The 16349-nt window shown below is 33.1% G+C and carries 13 protein-coding genes; 2 read left to right on the top strand and 11 right to left on the bottom strand.

Features of this window, described 5'->3' with window-relative positions; genetic code table 11:
* Positions 1 to 6: 6 nt before the first annotated feature.
* The 5 genes from OXQ85_RS16350 to OXQ85_RS16330 all read right to left on the bottom strand — a co-directional run bounded on the left by OXQ85_RS16350 (position 7) and on the right by OXQ85_RS16330 (position 4028).
* A complete protein-coding gene (locus OXQ85_RS16350) occupies positions 7 to 741 on the bottom strand; it encodes an SIMPL domain-containing protein (protein WP_267405857.1) in 735 nt (244 codons plus the stop codon).
* Between the two features lie 78 nt (positions 742 to 819).
* The gene (locus OXQ85_RS16345) at positions 820 to 1596 is read right to left on the bottom strand and encodes a carboxypeptidase regulatory-like domain-containing protein (protein ID WP_267405856.1); all 777 of its coding nucleotides are present in this window, start codon (positions 1594 to 1596) and stop codon (positions 820 to 822) included.
* 51 nt (positions 1597 to 1647) lie between these two features.
* Positions 1648 to 2457: a carboxypeptidase-like regulatory domain-containing protein gene (locus OXQ85_RS16340; RefSeq protein WP_267405855.1), complete on the bottom strand. Its 810-nt coding sequence runs from the start codon at positions 2455 to 2457 to the stop codon at positions 1648 to 1650.
* Positions 2458 to 2463: 6 nt separating this feature from the next.
* Positions 2464 to 3255, bottom strand: coding sequence for a hypothetical protein (locus tag OXQ85_RS16335; RefSeq protein ID WP_267405854.1), 792 nt, complete (start codon positions 3253 to 3255; stop codon positions 2464 to 2466).
* A 29-nt stretch (positions 3256 to 3284) separates the two neighbouring features.
* Positions 3285 to 4028: a hypothetical protein gene (locus OXQ85_RS16330; protein WP_267405853.1), complete on the bottom strand. Its 744-nt coding sequence runs from the start codon at positions 4026 to 4028 to the stop codon at positions 3285 to 3287.
* Between the two features lie 180 nt (positions 4029 to 4208).
* Here OXQ85_RS16330 and OXQ85_RS16325 point away from each other — a divergent pair, with 180 nt between their 5' ends.
* Both OXQ85_RS16325 and OXQ85_RS16320 read left to right on the top strand, forming a co-directional pair.
* Positions 4209 to 7349: a UvrD-helicase domain-containing protein gene (locus OXQ85_RS16325; RefSeq protein WP_267405852.1), complete on the top strand. Its 3141-nt coding sequence runs from the start codon at positions 4209 to 4211 to the stop codon at positions 7347 to 7349.
* Positions 7350 to 7394: 45 nt separating this feature from the next.
* On the top strand, positions 7395 to 8156 hold the full coding sequence (locus OXQ85_RS16320) for a hypothetical protein (RefSeq protein WP_267405851.1): 762 nt from the start codon (positions 7395 to 7397) through the stop codon (positions 8154 to 8156).
* Positions 8157 to 8222: 66 nt separating this feature from the next.
* Here the strand turns inward: OXQ85_RS16320 and OXQ85_RS16315 are convergent, their stop codons facing one another.
* From OXQ85_RS16315 to cysS, 6 genes are all read right to left on the bottom strand, one after another.
* The gene (locus OXQ85_RS16315) at positions 8223 to 8732 is read right to left on the bottom strand and encodes a ferritin (RefSeq protein WP_267405849.1); all 510 of its coding nucleotides are present in this window, start codon (positions 8730 to 8732) and stop codon (positions 8223 to 8225) included.
* A gap of 127 nt (positions 8733 to 8859) precedes the next feature.
* On the bottom strand, positions 8860 to 9321 hold the full coding sequence (locus OXQ85_RS16310) for a hypothetical protein (protein ID WP_267405847.1): 462 nt from the start codon (positions 9319 to 9321) through the stop codon (positions 8860 to 8862).
* Between the two features lie 181 nt (positions 9322 to 9502).
* Positions 9503 to 10519, bottom strand: coding sequence for a hypothetical protein (locus tag OXQ85_RS16305; protein WP_267405846.1), 1017 nt, complete (start codon positions 10517 to 10519; stop codon positions 9503 to 9505).
* A 138-nt stretch (positions 10520 to 10657) separates the two neighbouring features.
* On the bottom strand, positions 10658 to 13309 hold the full coding sequence (locus OXQ85_RS16300; protein ID WP_267405845.1) for a 4-alpha-glucanotransferase: 2652 nt from the start codon (positions 13307 to 13309) through the stop codon (positions 10658 to 10660).
* 124 nt (positions 13310 to 13433) lie between these two features.
* Positions 13434 to 14600 carry a T9SS type A sorting domain-containing protein gene (locus OXQ85_RS16295; protein WP_267405844.1) on the bottom strand — a complete coding sequence of 389 codons (1167 nt, stop codon included), beginning with the start codon at positions 14598 to 14600 and terminating at the stop codon, positions 13434 to 13436.
* 246 nt (positions 14601 to 14846) lie between these two features.
* Positions 14847 to 16313 (bottom strand): cysteine--tRNA ligase, encoded by a 1467-nt coding sequence (cysS, locus tag OXQ85_RS16290; RefSeq protein WP_267405842.1) that lies wholly within the window; start codon positions 16311 to 16313, stop codon positions 14847 to 14849.
* Between the last annotated feature and the right edge of the window lie 36 nt (positions 16314 to 16349).

The raw sequence follows: 16349 nt of genomic DNA, 5'->3' as shown, positions 1-16349 counted from the left end.
GATATATTAATTCACTTCATATTCCAACTTAATTGTAATACTCGCTTCTTTGTCTTTCGAAGCCGTATTAAAAGTTCCGCCATAAGAATAATCTTCATTAGAATTCGGAGCGGTGATTTGGATAACGCCCATTGTTGCTTTTTTCAGATTTCCTAAGCTACTTCCAGAGTTTTCAGCAATTTTTTCAGCACGTTCTTTTGCATCCTTTGTGGCAGAAGCGATCATTTCCTGTTTTACCGTCGCCAGTTTTGTATAAAAATAACTTGGGGAAGAAGAGGTAAATTCAATTCCGCGATTGATAATTTCTGTGATATTTCTGGAAAGATTTTCTATTTTCGCGACTTCTTTACTTTCAATAGAAACTGTTTGGGTTAAATTATATCCAGAAAACTCGTTCTGAATCGTATTACCGTTAGCATCCGTACTATTTCTGAATTGTTTCTGAATGTCAACCGAAGAAAAAACAATTTCACTTTGCTTCACACCTTTTGACAGCAGGTAATCATTAATGGTTTTTCGATCTAAAGCCAACTCGTCGTAGGCAGATTTAAGGTCGTAATTATTTTTAGAGAAACTTCCAGACCACGTAATCAGATCGGAAGTAAATGGTTTGGTTCCCAAACCCGTCACAGAAATTGTATTTTCAGATTTATTTCTGTTTTTAATGGCGCTTCCTAACAGCCCCAGTCCAATGACAAAGCCAAGAGCTGCGATGGCAATAGCGATGATATTTTTGTTCATTATAACTTTGTGATTTGTTTGTAATTACAAATCCATATCAATTTCTATTCCAAATTTTAAGATTTTATTAACATTTAGCTATTGGTTTGTTTTTAGTCTTTCAACAAACTTTGGAATTGTTTTGTCTATCTCAAAAATAGCGGCATTAATATTTTTCTTTTTAATATTTAACAAGATTTGAGAATTTTCACCGAAAGAATATCCTAAGAATTCTTTTATTCTTTCCTGAGGAATTCCTGCTTCCGTAAAATAATCTGCAGAAATCCTATCGGTAAGCCACTTTATATTTCTTTCTCTATCATCAAATTTATATATATTTTTCATTCTTCTGGCATCTCCGCTTATTAATTTATATATGACATCTATATCAATAGAAGCACTAAAAATATAATAGGTAAAAATATCATGAATTGTAGGAACTTTCTCCCTCATAATCTCCGGAGGTTTGGGAAGCCCAATAGCCCTTTGAATTTCCCAAGCTTTATCTTCTTTTGCAAATTTTTGCGAGTCTTTAGAAAGGTCTCCACTTAATTTTACAATTTTTACCTCTTCAATCACCTTTGGTGTTTTAGTCATCACAATATGCTGATTGATGACATTCCCATCCAGTACAACTCTTACTGAAATTCTTTCATAATTGTCTTTTATGAACCTTATTTGATCATTTTTTGAAGCTTCAATAGAAAACTCTCCTACAGAATTGCTATAAGATTGTTTGTTTTTAGTAATATTAACTACTAAAACAGAAGGAATCCGGAAGTCATTCTCATCCGTTATTTTTCCGGAGATTTGCTGTTGCGAAAATACGCTCTCAAAGAAAAAGAGCGCAGTTATTGCGAATAAAAGTTTCATCATTTTTTGTGTGTTTTTTTATTTCATCATATTCTAAATTTCAAAGGTTTAAAATTATTGTTTTCTGGTTTTTAATCTATCAATATATACAGGAATTACTTCTTCCATCTTTAGAAGTACTCCTGATAAATTTTTCGCTTTTACATACGTTCTTACGAAAGGTTTTTCCACAAAAGAAAACTCGATAAATTCGGAGATTTTATCCTGCGGAATTCCTGCTTTTACAAAATAATCATCATCTACCCGATCCCGAATCCATTTGATATGCTCCTGAAGATCATCATATCTGTACTGCCGTTTTTGCCGCCTTGCTTTTCCGCTGATTAAATCATAAGCACCTTGCACGTTGAGCTGACCTAAAAGAATAGGTAAAAGAACCTGTTTCACCTCCGCAGGTTTTTCACGCATTTTTCCTTCCGGTTGCGGAAGTCCTACTGCATCACGCACCGCTTCCCCTTTATTTACCCTCGCAGCTGATCTCGAATCTGTTTCCAAATCACCTGTCGGTTTTTTGGCAACTTTTACCTCTTCAATCACTTCAGGAATTTTAATGAGAACAATCGATATGGGAGTGCTCATACCACCGACGGGAACTCTTCCAGAAACTCTTTCATAACCTTCCTTTACAAATCTGATTTCATCATTTCCCGAGGCTTTCAAAGAAAATTCACCGGCAGCATTACTATAGGATTTGATATCTGTTTTGATATTGATCACGGTGACATTGGCCAGATTAATTCCATTATCATCCGTAATTTTTCCAGTGATTATTTCCTGACAAAAAATAAAATTGAATACAAAAAGCAGGAAAAGAAAAATAAATTTTCCTCCTAAATACGATCGATATTTTATATTAAAATTCAATTAATTTTAAACTTTATTGGTTCTGTTATACAAAGCAAACGCGGTTTTCAGCTCCGATTCAATTTCTACAATATTAAAAGTTTTCCTGTATTTTTTTGCCAATTGACGGGTATCATTTGCATAAACAAGAAAATGATCAATCTGTTCTTCGTTAAGCCCGTAAGATGTCAGAAAATTTAAATTTATTTTTTGTTTTACCTCATTAATAAAATTCTGAGTTTCGTTGTAGGTTGCTTTGGTTATTTTAGGCTGTTTTGCCTTTTTAACAAGCCCTTTTGCAAGGTTAAAAACACCTATCAAATCTACTTGCCCTACAGAATAATCATGCCCTTTAAAAGTTTTAGAGACCTCATTTGTTGGCAAAGGCTCATTTAATGGACTTCTCATATAATCACCCAAGCCGGCTTTTACTTTCACCAAATTTTTTGCATCACCAAATCTTTTACTATCCAACGCTAAATTTCCAGTCATTTTTTTCTCAATTTTAACCTCCTGAATTAAAGTCTCTGCACGAAGCAGCAAAACATTCATTAGATTAGAAAGATTATCTTTTGTGATTTTTCTGTCGGTTCGATAATAAGAATCTTTTACAAACCGTACTTCATCATTTTCATTCGCCTCGATTGTAAAATTTCCGAAATTATCCGAATAAGAATTCTGATTGGTTTTTATATTTTTAATTAAAACAGAGCTCAGTCCTATGCCGTTTTCGTCAATAATCTTTCCGGTAATTTTCTGTTGAGAAAATATATTAATACAAAACAGGAGTAATATAAATAGTATACATCTTGATTTCATGGCTATCTTTTGTCTAAACAAATATAAGTCTATTTCTGCGTTTTCGGAGCTCTGTACGAGGCAATTCTTGTTAAAACGGCTCTTTGAAATCTCATTAAATCCTGATCGCTACAAAATCCGTATTTTAAGATTTTTTTCCTTTCAAATCCTACCAAAGCATATCGTATAAAGTTTTGAATTTCTGCTTTTTCAAGCTGCAGATCTATAAAATATTGTTCACCAAGGCTTTCAATCAAATAATTGGTAAGGTCAATATCGTCCCATTTATTTTTAACTTTTCCGATTGAAAATCCCTGACCTTTAGGCTGAACAAATTCTCCGGCTTTTGCTGCAAGAACTCTAGGATCCGACTTCTGAACAATATATCGATCGATATCATTACGCAGCTTCTGGACTTTTTGAGGCGTACTGACCGTTTTAGAATCTATTTTCAAATCTCCGGTAAGCCCTTTTTTAACTTCCACTTCTTCTATTGTTGCTAAAGATCTGATAAGCGTAATATTTAAAGGAGAAGAAATATTTTCTGAGCTGATTCTTTTATTCATACGTTCATACCCGTTCTTCACAAAGCGAAGTTCGTCACCCAATTTTGCCAAGATCATAAAATGACCTTCTTTATTGGTAGTTGCCCGTTCATCCGTTCGAATATTGATTACAATAACATCCGGCATTTCTATTTTTTCTTCGGTAGTCACTTTACCGAAAATATAATCCTGAGCCGAAATATTAATGAATAATATGTTAAATAAAAGAAAAAGTAGTTTATATTTCACAGATAGTTTTTATTACGCAAAACTAAAGCAATTTTCAGACGCTCATTGAAGTTTAACCACAGTTAACGCGTTTTGGCAATTCTTTTAGAAATTTACCGCTTCAAGTGTTAAATAGTGAATCAAAATTGTTAAAATTTACGTCAAATTTTAGCTAACTTGCACCTTCAATACTATCAAAAAATGCAAAATTCTTATACAGTTATCAATGCTTCTGCGGGCTCTGGGAAAACCTATGCGCTTGTACAAAGGCTTTTGATGATCTGTCTTCGATATCCTAATCAGCAACATTCCATCAGAAATATTCTGGCGCTTACGTTTACTAACAAGGCGGCGAATGAGATGAAGGAAAGAATTTTATCCTGGTTAGGCAACTTTTCTGCCGATAATTTCGCTGAAAACGGAGATCTTAAGAATATTCAGAAAGCGTTTGAAGAAGAAGGTTTAAAAATTACGATTGATGAACTTCATCACCGTTCCAAAAAAATGCTGGATTATATTCTCCACAATTATTCCACATTAAATATCGGAACGATCGATCGTTTTAATTCCCGTTTGGTAAGAAGTTTTTCCTACGAATTAGGTTTAGCGAAAAATTTCAATCTGGAAATTGAAGCAGAACCTTTCTTGATTGAAGCTGTGGATAAAATGCTTGATCAAATTGGTGAAAATGAAACAATCTCCAATTCTTTCATGGATTATGTAGATTATAGTCTTGAAAATAATGAAAGAATTAATTTAAATAAAAACCTTTACGATTCGGCGAAAGAATTTGTAAAAGACATTCATTATGAACATCTTAAAAACAATAAAGATTTCGACAATACGAATTATGAAAACATAAAAAACCTGCTTCGAAAAGAAATTGTTTCCAATAAGAAGCAATCTGTTGAACTTTCAACAAAATCTATTGAATTATTTAAATCCAGAAATATTGAAATTGAAGATTTTGCACAGGGAAAAAACGGAATTGGAGGATTTTTTACTAAAGTTTTAGACTTTTACAATCAAAAAAGAACAGGTTTTCCTTTCCCGACAACCGCTGAAGAATCTGTTTTGAATAATTATCGCAAAGGAACTTCCGCAAAATCTAAACATAAAGAATCTGAAGTTTTTGAAATACTTGATCAGTTGCTCGAAAACCGTATGGAATTGATTTTTTTATACATTGAAATTCAAAAACAGGAAAAGATTTTAGCCGCGCTTCTTCCTTTGAAAGTTAATAAAGACATTCAGGATGAACTGAAAAAAATTGAAGAAGAAAATGACCTTGTTTTACTTTCAAAGTTTAATATTTTAATTAATGAAAATCTAAAAAATGAACCTTCTTCTTTTATTTATGAAAAAGTAGGTGCTCAGTTTCAACATTTTTTCTTTGATGAATTTCAGGATACTTCAGAATTGCAATGGCAGAATTTTGTTCCTTTAAGAGATCATTCTGTTTCTTCTGAAAACACTTCGTTTACTTTGGTTGGCGATCCTAAACAGAGTATTTACCGTTTTCGTGGCGGCGAAAGTAAGCTGATGCTCGATATTATCAACAAAAAAGAATTTTCTCCAAAACAAGCCGATCTTTTAGTTTTAAAGGATAATTGGCGAAGTGCAAAGAATATTGTTCATTTTAATAATGAATTATACCAATATCATTCAGCAAAGTTAGAAGAAGAGCATAAAAATATTTTCGGTGAAGATGCCGAACAAAATCCAAAATCAGGCATTGACGGACGTGTAAAAGTGAATCTTATTGAAAACTTGACCAATGAAGATTTTTACAACGACACTTCCGAAAGAATGCGAAAAGACATTCAGGAAAGCTTGGATAATGGTTTTAAATTTTCCGACATTACGATTCTTTGCCGTGGAAATTTCGACATTTTCAGTTATTCACAAAAACTGGGAAACCTGAAAGTAAATTACAGAAGCGAAGAGACGAATATTAAAACGATTTCTGACAAAGGTCTAACTTTAGAATTATCTAATACGCTGAAGGCTGTTATTGAGTTTCTGCGATGGGAAGTCAACCCAAAGAATAAACCGACTTTGATCATGATGATGTATTATCTGAACAAATTGGGGAGAATTCACATGGCAGATTTCACATTAGAAATGAAAGAAATTCTTGAAATAGAAAATCATGAAGAAATTTTACAATTTATTCGGCAGAAATACGCTTTAAAATTAAAACAGGAAAACCTTCCGAGGTTTAATTTATACAATTCTGTAGAATATTATATCAACGAATTTTCTGTTGAAAATAAAGAAACTGATTTCCTGTTGAACTTTCTGGAAATGCTTTTTAATTTTACCCAAAATGCAGGAGCAAGTACCAAAGAGTTTTTAAAATATTGGGACGAAGAAGCTTCTAAATATACCATTCAGGCTTCTGAAAACATCGATGCGATACAGATTATGACGATTCACAAAGCAAAAGGTCTTGAATTCCCGATCGTTTTTATTCCAATGATCAATAAAAATCGTGACGCAGAATTTACCAATTGGTTTGAAACCAGCAGCGATGCGCCTTTGAAATCTGTAAACATTAATCAATTCAGTAAAAATCTGGAAGTTTACGATCCCGAAATTGAAAAATTCAACAAACAGAATTCCTATAAAAATTTTATTGACAGACTATGTCTTCAATATGTTGCGACCACGCGACCTGTTGAACAATTATTTTTTTATATTCAAAAAGCGAATAAGACATCAAATAATCTGGAGTTGCTGGAATTTCTTCAAACTAAAAATGTGGAAAACCTTGATGAGTTTGATTTGTATGAAGTTCGCCCCGAAATGCTTAAAAAACATTCAAAAGATAAAACTTCACATTTTGAAACTAAAGATATCCACAATCTGAAAAATAGTAATGAAAAGAATACTTCCATTAAAATTGCTACCCCTTCAAAAAACTATCAGGTTCGGAATGAAAAAGTAAGAATTGGGCTTTTTGTGCATGAATTGCTTTCGAAAATCAACACCGAAAAAGATATTAAAAAAGTGGTTGAAAGTTATGTTTTGGACGGACAGATAACCATTGAAGAACAGCATGATATTCAGGAGACATTGGAACAAATTATCACAGATTATGCTGAATTTTTCGATGAAAAATGGGAGGTTATTAATGAAAAAGACATTATGATTTCTGAAAACGGGGAAAGTAGAATGTATCGTCCGGACAGAATTTTAAAAAGCAATGACGGTTATATTATTGTTGATTTCAAAACAGGAGAAGAAACTGCAAAAAATGATCGCCAAATCGAAAATTATAAAAAAATTCTGGAAAGCTTAGGAAGAAAAGTTCTTAAAACGCAACTTATTTATTTGTAAATCTGGCATTTAATTTGTTAATTCGTTGTTGTAAAAAACAAATGAATGAAAAAATTAACAAACGTATTGCTAGTCGCAGTTCTAGTATCTTGTAATCAACAAAAAAGCGAGATTTCAAACTCTTCAAAAGAAAACATCTCTGTATCTGAAACTCCAATTGCATCAACTGTAGAACAAATTTCCGGAAGCTGGATTTCCAAAGCTTATATGGAAAATATTCAGAAAACAAAATCTATTTATCCGCATAGAAATGCTGCTATCCCCTTATTCATAACTATTGATAAAAATGAACTGCTTAAAGGAGAGGCTAATTTACGTGGTTTTACAGCACATGAGGGCGGCTTTGATGCACCTATTAAATTTGATGAAAGCAAAAAAGAATTTTTAGCAAATGGAAAAAGTACAGATCCTAATCTAAAAGATTTTTTAGGGTTAAAATTGGGCGGTCAAAATCTGGAAATGGTTTATCAAAATAAAACCGAAACTTATCAAAAATTTGATGGAGACACCCAGAAAGATTTAAGAAAAATACTTTTTGACGGAAACTACTCAGAGAAGGGATCTTCTTCCACAATAACGTTCAGTAATGACGGTAAAGTAAATTTTAAGGATTATACCAAATATGAAATTGTGTATGATTTTGCCGATGGAACTCAAAATTTCGACGGAATTTTACTTGAGAAGAGTTCTGTAAAAGATTTGTACCAGTTTAAAATTACCGGAAATACCATCGAACTACAAAAAATGAAGGAAAGCGAAGAAGGGTTTAAACCTGAAGGAGAAAAATATATTTTGACTAAAAAATAGTAAGTTAAAATGTTTCGGCGGTGGCTTTGCCACCGCCGAAACTATATCTTAACAATAAAAATTAAATTAAGCTGTTGGATCTGGAGTAAAAACTCTCTGGGCCAATTCCTGATCAAAAAGATATAAAGCCGATGGATTATCGCTTACCATTTTGATTTTAGTTACATATTGCGATGCGCTTGCTTCTTCTTCTACTTGCTCGTTGATGAACCATTGTAAGAAAGAAGTTGTTGCAAAATCACCTTCGTCGTTCGCATTTTTTACGATGTTGAAGATACTTTTTGTCACTTTTTTTTCGTGTTCTAGAGCCTTTTCAAAAATATCGATCGCACCTACGAATTCATGAGGTGGCTTTGCAATTTCTCCGATGATAATTTCGCCTCCTACATCATTTAAATAATCAAACATTTTATCTGCGTGCATCAATTCTTCTTTGCTTTGCACTCTGAAATAATTGGCAATTCCGTCAAGATCTTTTGCAGAAAACCATGCAGACATAGAAAGGTAATATTGGGCAGCGTATTGTTCGTGAGCTATTTGTTCGTTAATTAATTTTGCAATTTTCTCGCTAATCATAAGTAATAAATTTATAGTCAAAATTAGGGAATAAAAGCCCGAAATCAAAAGTTTTAATGAAAATTAATACAAAAAGAGCAGAAAATCATCTGCTCTTTCAACATTAAAAAATCAAAAAAATAAGCTATTAATTCGCTTGCGGAGCTGCCGTCTCCATGTGTTTCTTCATCATTTTTCCTCCCTTCATTCCTTTGTCTTTCATCGCCACCTTTCTTGCTTCCATCTTCGCTTTTCTGTCTGCCTGCCATTTATCATACTGCGCTGGCGTTAAGATCTTCTTCATATCAGCATCCATCTGCGCTCTTTTAGCTTTCATTTCTTCCATTTTAGCCTGTCTTGCTTCTTTATTTTTAGCAAAATCAGCCTTCATATCATCTTTTCTTTTTTCATGAAGAGCTTTAATCTGCGCTACCTGAGATTGATTTAAATTTAAATCTTTCTGCATCTGAGCCAAATGCTCCTGCTCTTTTTGTTGTCTTTTTTGTTGAAATTCCGCTCTTTTGGCGTCTTTATCCTGTAGAGTTGTAGTTTGTGCCATTGCAAAACTTCCCATTCCAATAAATGCTATTGCTAAAATTAACTTTTTCATCTTTTTTAAATTTTTAATTAATTGTTATACATCTTTTTGATTATTAGTTAAAACTAAAGTTAAATGATAATATTCATAAAAAATGTTAAATTTAAATATCAATATTTTAATTTTTAAAACAAAAAAAGGACAGATCAAAAATGACCTGCCCTTCACACCACTTAAATATAATATATGAAAATTAATTATTCGCTAATTTGTTTCTGAATCCACCACGATTCTCGTTTCCATTTCCTCGGTTTTCCTGTCTTGGAGCAGCATTTTCACTTCTTTGTCTAAATCCACCGTTATTGCTGTTTCCACGGAAACCATTGTTATCATTTCTTTTCGGCTCCTCTCTTCTTGCTTCATTATTTCCACCTCGGAATCCCCCATTATTTCCTCTGAAACCATTGTTGTTATCAGCTCTTTCACTTCTGAAACCTTCATTGTTTCTATTTCCTCGGAAGCCTTCGTTATTATTTCTTACCGCATTATCGTTGTTATTTCTGAAACCGCTGTTATTTCTCACATTGTCGTTTCTGAAACCGCCAGAATTATTATTTCTGTTATTCGACTGATTTCTAAATCCTCCGGAATACGTATTATTTCTCACAATATTAATTGTCGGATTATCCATTCTGCGGAATTTCGCTCTGTCGACTCTGTAAATATTAATATCCACATTTCTGTAACGAGGCATTGGTCTGCAGATCGAAGCGTAATGCGTTCTTCTGTAATTTTGGAAATAAACCACCGGACTGCTGTATCCTCTATAATAATTGTTTTGGAACACAACGAAAACTCTCGGTCCCATGATTCTTTCCAGTGCATAAAAACGATCATAATACCATCTGTCTGGGTTGTATCTGTAGAAATTATTCCATGTTGAAAAACTTGAATACAGATTATTTAATTGTAAAATCTGATCTATTTGCCAACGAGACAATCTGTTTTGGGTGAAGAATACATTCCAGTTTACGTTTACAATACTGTTCCTGTAGTCGTTATAATTACTTTGGTAGTAATTGCTTGGGTAATAATCCTGAGGATAATTGTAATAATAATCATCCGGGAAATAATTCTGGTCATCCTGATCGCTGTAATATCCATTGTCATTCTGATAATATCCGTCATCATCCCAGCCATTGTTTGGATACTGCTGAGCAAACGATAAAGTCGCCATACTCAAAGCAAAACCGATTAATATTTTTTTCATTTTATAGTCGTTAATTGGTTAATATATAGTAGAATATCTTTATTCTATCTTTTGGATATAAATAAAAAAAAGAAGTTAAATCTTTCGATAAAACTTCTTTTAATTTATTGTCAAGTAATTGATAATCAAATGTTAAATTTATACTCTTCCGCTATCTTTTACCCAGTTTGCAATTTTTTGATTGAAATTGGTCTGCGTTTTTAGATCTTCTAAATTCAAATGCATTCTGTATCTCCAGTAATGTGGGAAAACCGCCGGATTATTGATTCTCTCGTTATCCATTTTCGGATTTTTAAGCGCTTTATCCGTTGCTAAAAATTCCTGAATCGGGAAAATTGCTAACATCGAATCATTGTAAAGATGCTGCTTCATAATGATTTCAGCTAAATTTTCATCCAATTCATCAGGTGCTTTTCCGTACTGAACCAATTGTTGATTAAAATATTTCTGCGTTAAAGCCGGATCTTCTTTCCACCATTGTCTCAACGTCGAACTGTCGTGCGAAGAAGCCGTTACCACATTCAGATAACTTGCATTTTTAGGATTATAAAACGGAATATTATCTGATGGCATTCTTTGAACTTTCAATGCAATAATCGCCAATTCATCCATCACCACAGGAACACAATCCGGAACCAGACCAAGATCTTCTCCACAAATCAACATTTCAGTGGCATTCAAGATCATTGGAAGTTTTTCCATCGCCTTTTCGTGCCAAAGACCATCCTGTCTCTTGAAGAAATAATCGTGATATAAATCGTAGATTGCCTTTTTTTCCCAATCCGAAAGATGTTTATAAGATTCTGTATTGTAAACATTAAATCTTGGATGATAAACAATTTGCCCGTTTCTTTCTTCAATTAAAAATAAAACATTGGCACAAAGTGAAATTAGTTGCTCTTCAATCGAACCTCTTGGGTTTTTCTTGAAGAAATCTGATAATTTTCTTTGAGTATTAAATTCATCCTTAAATGAATACGTTCCGTCCTGATTATTGTTGATAAATTCAAGTGCTTTTCCACTATTTTCACCAAAATATTTCCAAAGAATCTGGTCGTTGATAAACGGTTTGCAATATCTGTCAAAATTAAAAGGAATATGCCAAGCGTTGAATTCCTCCAAAGTAATCGGAACCGCAGGATAAAAATATCCCAAAATACCTTGTGTTGCAGAGATCGGCATTCTCCAGATTCTAAAAAATCCTAAAATATGGTCGATTCTCATCGCATCAAAATACTGTTCCAATGCTTTGAATCTGTTTTTCCACCACTTATAATCGTCGGCCTTCATGGCTTCCCAATTGTACGTCGGGAATTCCCAGTTTTGTCCCAATTCTGTAAACTGATCTGGCGGTGCTCCAGCTTGAAAATCCATTCCGAATAATTCAGGTTCTGTCCATGCTTCTACCGAATATCTGTAAATTCCGATTGGCAAATCTCCTTTTACAGAAACGCCTAAACTATGGGTATAAACAATCGCATCTTTCAACTGCTTATGAAGTTGATATTGTACCCAGGCATGAAGCATTGAAGCATCGTAATCTTTACTTTTCGCGGTAAAAAACGGAGTAATTTTTCCTGCGATATATTTTTTGTGCGTCTTCCATTCATTGAAATTCGGAGTTTTGTATTTATCTCTCAAAACACAAAACGCAGAATATGGAAGCAACCAACTTTCGTTGTCTTTTATGAACTTTTTAAAGTTTCTATCTTTATAAATTTTCTCTTTACCTTCATTAAAAACTGCTTTCAGATATTTCCATTTTCCGGAAATCATCTTTTCGTAATCGATTAATTCTAATGAATTTAATTCCGATTTTTCAGCTTTATATTCTTCAACTAAATCTTTAGGTAGTTTAAAATCAAGATTTTCAAGAGAAATATATTGCGGATGCAAAGCGTAAACAGAAACCGCGGCGTAAGGATAAGAATCCGTCCATGTATAATTAGCCGTTGTATCGTTGATTGGTAAAATTTGAATGATTCCCAAATTAGTTTCATTCGTCCAATCTGCCAATTTTTTCATATCAGAAAATTCTCCTACACCGAAACCGTCTTCCGTTCTCAAAGAGAAAATAGGAACGGCAACTCCCGCATCGTGATACATCTGATATAATTTGAACTTAAAATAATGATTCGAAACAATCTGCAAAACATCCTTAGCCTGATTTGGCAAAGCAAAACGGTTTTCTCCAGTTTCAACATCGATTACTTTACCTTTTTCGGTATCGTAAAGACAATATTTATATTGAATAATTTCGTTCTCAGGAATTTCAAGCGAAGTTTCCCAGATTCCAAAATCGGTCTGAGATAAATGGATCGCTTTTTCGTAATCCCAATTTCCTAAAGAAGCCGTGTTTCCAAACAAAACGATTTTCCAGCTCGGATTATAAATCGGCGCTTCAATTCGGAATAAATGCGTATGTTTTTTCAACACTGAAATTTTCTCAGGCGAGAAGGTATTCAGCTTGTTGTAAAGAATTTTATTGTTTAAATAATTTTCAGGAAAATTTTTATTATTCCACTCATCAAAAATTATAAATTCCTTGTAGTTGTGCGGAAAATTAAGATGATGCGGAACAAATTCTTCTCTTAGAACATTTCCTTTTTCATCTATCAATTGATATTGATATGAAATCGTTTTTGAAAAAAAATCAACCTCAGATTTCCACAATCCGTTTTCTGCATAAAACATTATATGCTTTTGCGGAACAGCTCCTTCTTCATTGATAATCAACTGCAAAGATTCTCCTATTTTTGCATTGTATCCTACATTAAAGTATAGCTTCATTTATATTTTTTTATAAAAATACATTATAATCTTGAAAAACAAAACTTATTGAATATCAAATATTCATTAAAAAAACCTTCCCAAAAAATTGAAAAGGTTTCTAAGTTTTAAACAAAGTTAAAGATTATTCTGTAACTAAAATTTTCTTGTTTAATAATATTTTTCCGGATTCGTCGGTAATACTTACCAAATAAGCTCCGCTCACTAAGTTTTTAAGATAAATCTGCTGATTCAAAGAACCGTCTTTTACAGATAAATTTTCCTTCATTACATTTTTACCAGATAAGTCGAAAACATTCATTTTAATGTTCCCTTTTACTGATTTATCGTTCACATTTACATTGATGAATTTTTCATCAACTCTCGTCGGATAAATATCTAAGTTGGCAAAAACGTTATTTGAAATTGTTCTATCATACGCGAAATATTTACTTGCCAAATCGTAAATGTGAAGGTTTTGTTCCCCCGGAATTTGTTTTGCCTGTAAAGTATTCAAATCAACTTCATATAAAGAAGCTCCTTTTGCACTTGCAATCACTACTTTTCCTTTTGAATTTACAGCAGAACCGTTCACTGAATAATTTTCAGGAATGCCGGAAATTTTACCCATAAATTTCGCTTTCAGTTCTTTCGTAGAAACTTTAAAAACATTTCCAGAAGTGGAAAAAACAAAGAAGTTATTCTCTGTATCGGCAATCATATCGCCTCCAAAACCAGTTTCTATGGCTGTGAAAGAGTTTTTTCCGTTAGAGGCATCATCTTTAATAATTCCAAGATCGTTTACAGTATATTGACTTCCTTTTTTGCTAATCTGCAAAAACTGAGTTCCGGCATTGTTTATAGCATAAATGTTTCCATCATAGCCAGTTGCCATTCTCGTAATATGAGAATTGATGTCGCATGAAGTGACTCTTGCCACATTGTTTTCCACCAAAGTAATATCTTTAGTTTTTGCATTTAAAACATAAATATTAGAAGAAAACATTGGCATATACACCAAATTGTTATTGAATGAATCAAAAGCCAATGTCGCCATTGTAGTTGCCTGAGCATTATTGTAGGTATTTTTATCCTCAGTTACAACTCCTCTGTTTGTTTGCGAAAAAACTCTTGCAGAAGAATCAGCAGTTAAAATTTTCTCTCCGGAAATACCATTTTCTACGTCAATTGCACGGAAATCATTGAAAGTAATGCTTGGTGTATCTTTTCCTACCAAGGCGAAAAAATCTTGTTGCGCAGAAGCGTTCACTCCAATTAACAACAAGAATAAAGGGAATAAATGTTTTTTCATAGTCTGTAAATTTTATTTTTAATCATTTTATTATGACTAAGTTACGTAATTTATAGATTAAATTGTAATTTTTTTTAGGTTGAGATTAAGGTTTAGACTAAGATTTGAAAATAAATTTCTTCTTAGAAATAATGGTTTTATGCATAAAAAACTCTCGCAGATTTTATGGATTTGGCAGATGATTGTATTTAAAAATCTGCGTAATCTGTAAAATCTGCGAGAGATATAGTAAAAGAAAATTTTATTCTAATTCAAAACGTAAGTCGTTCCGTCTCTTCCGTCTTTCAGTTCGATGCCTTCTGCAAGGAGTTTATCACGGATTTGGTCTGACAAATCAAAGTTTTTAGATTTTCTTGCCTGATTTCTCAGTTCAATTAAAACCTGTAATGTCTGATCTAATTTTTCATTGTTGTTTTCCTCAATTGCCTGAAGTCCTAAAACATCGAAAACTAAAGCATTTAAAGTAGATTTTAAATCTTCTAAATCTTTCGTTGAAATCGTTTCTTTAGCATCATTTAAAGCAAAAATATATTTTACAGCTTCAAATAAATGCGCAATCAAAACCGGAGAGTTGAAATCATCTGTTAAAGCATCATACGCTTTATTTTTCCATTCCTCAAGATTGAAGCCAGATTGTTTTTCATCATTCGGAGTAATAGAGTTTAAAACTTTAATCGCTTCCATTAATCTGATGAAACCTTTTTCACTTGCCAACATCGCATCATTAGAAATATCTAAAACACTTCTGTAATGAGCTTGCAGGAAGCAAAAACGTACAATCGACGGATGGAAAGGCTTTTCAAAGAAATCATTTTCACCAGTCATTAATTGCATTGGCAAAATATAATTTCCTGTTGATTTGCTCATACGTTGAGAATTCATTGTCAACATATTAGCATGCATCCAGTAATTTACCGGAGAAGCATCATTACAAGCTTTTCCTTGTGCAATTTCACATTCGTGGTGCGGGAATTTCAAATCCATTCCACCTCCGTGAATATCGAAAGTTTCACCTAAATACTTAGTACTCATCGCGGTACATTCAAGATGCCATCCAGGAAAACCTTCTCCCCAAGGCGAATTCCATCTCATGATATGTGCAGGAGAAGCTTTTTTCCACAATGCAAAATCCTGTGGATTTTTCTTTTCGCCTTGTCCGTCTAAATCACGGGTATTGGCGAAAAGTTCTTCGATATTTCTTTTTGACAACTCACCATAATTCAAGCCTCTTGCATTATATTCCAACACATCGAAATACACAGAACCATTGCTTTCGTAAGCGAATCCTTTTTCAATTAATATTTGAGTTAATTCAATTTGCTCAACGATGTGACCTGTTGCAGTCGGCTCTATATTCGGTGGCAATAAATTGAACATATCCAAAACTTTATGGAAATCAACTGTATATTTTTGTACGATTTCCATAGGCTCCAATTTTTCAAGACGAGTTTGCTTTACGAATCTATCGTTATTCACATCTCCATCGTCGGTAAGGTGACCAGCATCGGTGATATTTCTTACATATCTTACCTTGTAACCAAGATGCGTTAAACTTCTGTAAATGAAGTCAAAAGAAAGGAAAGTCCTCACATTTCCCAAATGCACATTGCTGTAAACCGTTGGTCCACAAACGTACATTCCCACATTTCCTTCTAAAATTGGTTTAAATATTTCTTTTTCTCCCGCAAGCGAGTTGTATATTTTTAGTTGCATTTTTTTATTTTGATTTAATGATTTTAAAATTTAGTT

Source organism: Chryseobacterium sp. GM_Chr_2, from assembly GCF_026540445.1.
Classification (GTDB): Bacteria; Bacteroidota; Bacteroidia; order Flavobacteriales; family Weeksellaceae; genus Chryseobacterium.
The sequence above is the reverse complement of the archived record's forward strand: the minus strand, read 5'-3'. Positions and strand labels throughout refer to the sequence as shown.

Excerpts from the sequence above, each read along its gene's own strand:
- OXQ85_RS16350 (WP_267405857.1), bottom strand. The coding sequence starts at position 741 with ATGAACAAAAATATCATCGCTATTGCCATCGCAGCTCTTGGCTTTGTC.
- OXQ85_RS16345 (WP_267405856.1), bottom strand. The coding sequence starts at position 1,596 with ATGATGAAACTTTTATTCGCAATAACTGCGCTCTTTTTCTTTGAGAGC.
- OXQ85_RS16335 (WP_267405854.1), bottom strand. The coding sequence starts at position 3,255 with ATGAAATCAAGATGTATACTATTTATATTACTCCTGTTTTGTATTAAT.
- OXQ85_RS16325 (WP_267405852.1), top strand. The coding sequence starts at position 4,209 with ATGCAAAATTCTTATACAGTTATCAATGCTTCTGCGGGCTCTGGGAAA.
- OXQ85_RS16320 (WP_267405851.1), top strand. The coding sequence starts at position 7,395 with ATGAAAAAATTAACAAACGTATTGCTAGTCGCAGTTCTAGTATCTTGT.
- OXQ85_RS16315 (WP_267405849.1), bottom strand. The coding sequence starts at position 8,732 with ATGATTAGCGAGAAAATTGCAAAATTAATTAACGAACAAATAGCTCAC.
- OXQ85_RS16310 (WP_267405847.1), bottom strand. The coding sequence starts at position 9,321 with ATGAAAAAGTTAATTTTAGCAATAGCATTTATTGGAATGGGAAGTTTT.
- OXQ85_RS16305 (WP_267405846.1), bottom strand. The coding sequence starts at position 10,519 with ATGAAAAAAATATTAATCGGTTTTGCTTTGAGTATGGCGACTTTATCG.
- OXQ85_RS16300 (WP_267405845.1), bottom strand. The coding sequence starts at position 13,309 with ATGAAGCTATACTTTAATGTAGGATACAATGCAAAAATAGGAGAATCT.
- OXQ85_RS16295 (WP_267405844.1), bottom strand. The coding sequence starts at position 14,600 with ATGAAAAAACATTTATTCCCTTTATTCTTGTTGTTAATTGGAGTGAAC.
- cysS (WP_267405842.1), bottom strand. The coding sequence starts at position 16,313 with ATGCAACTAAAAATATACAACTCGCTTGCGGGAGAAAAAGAAATATTT.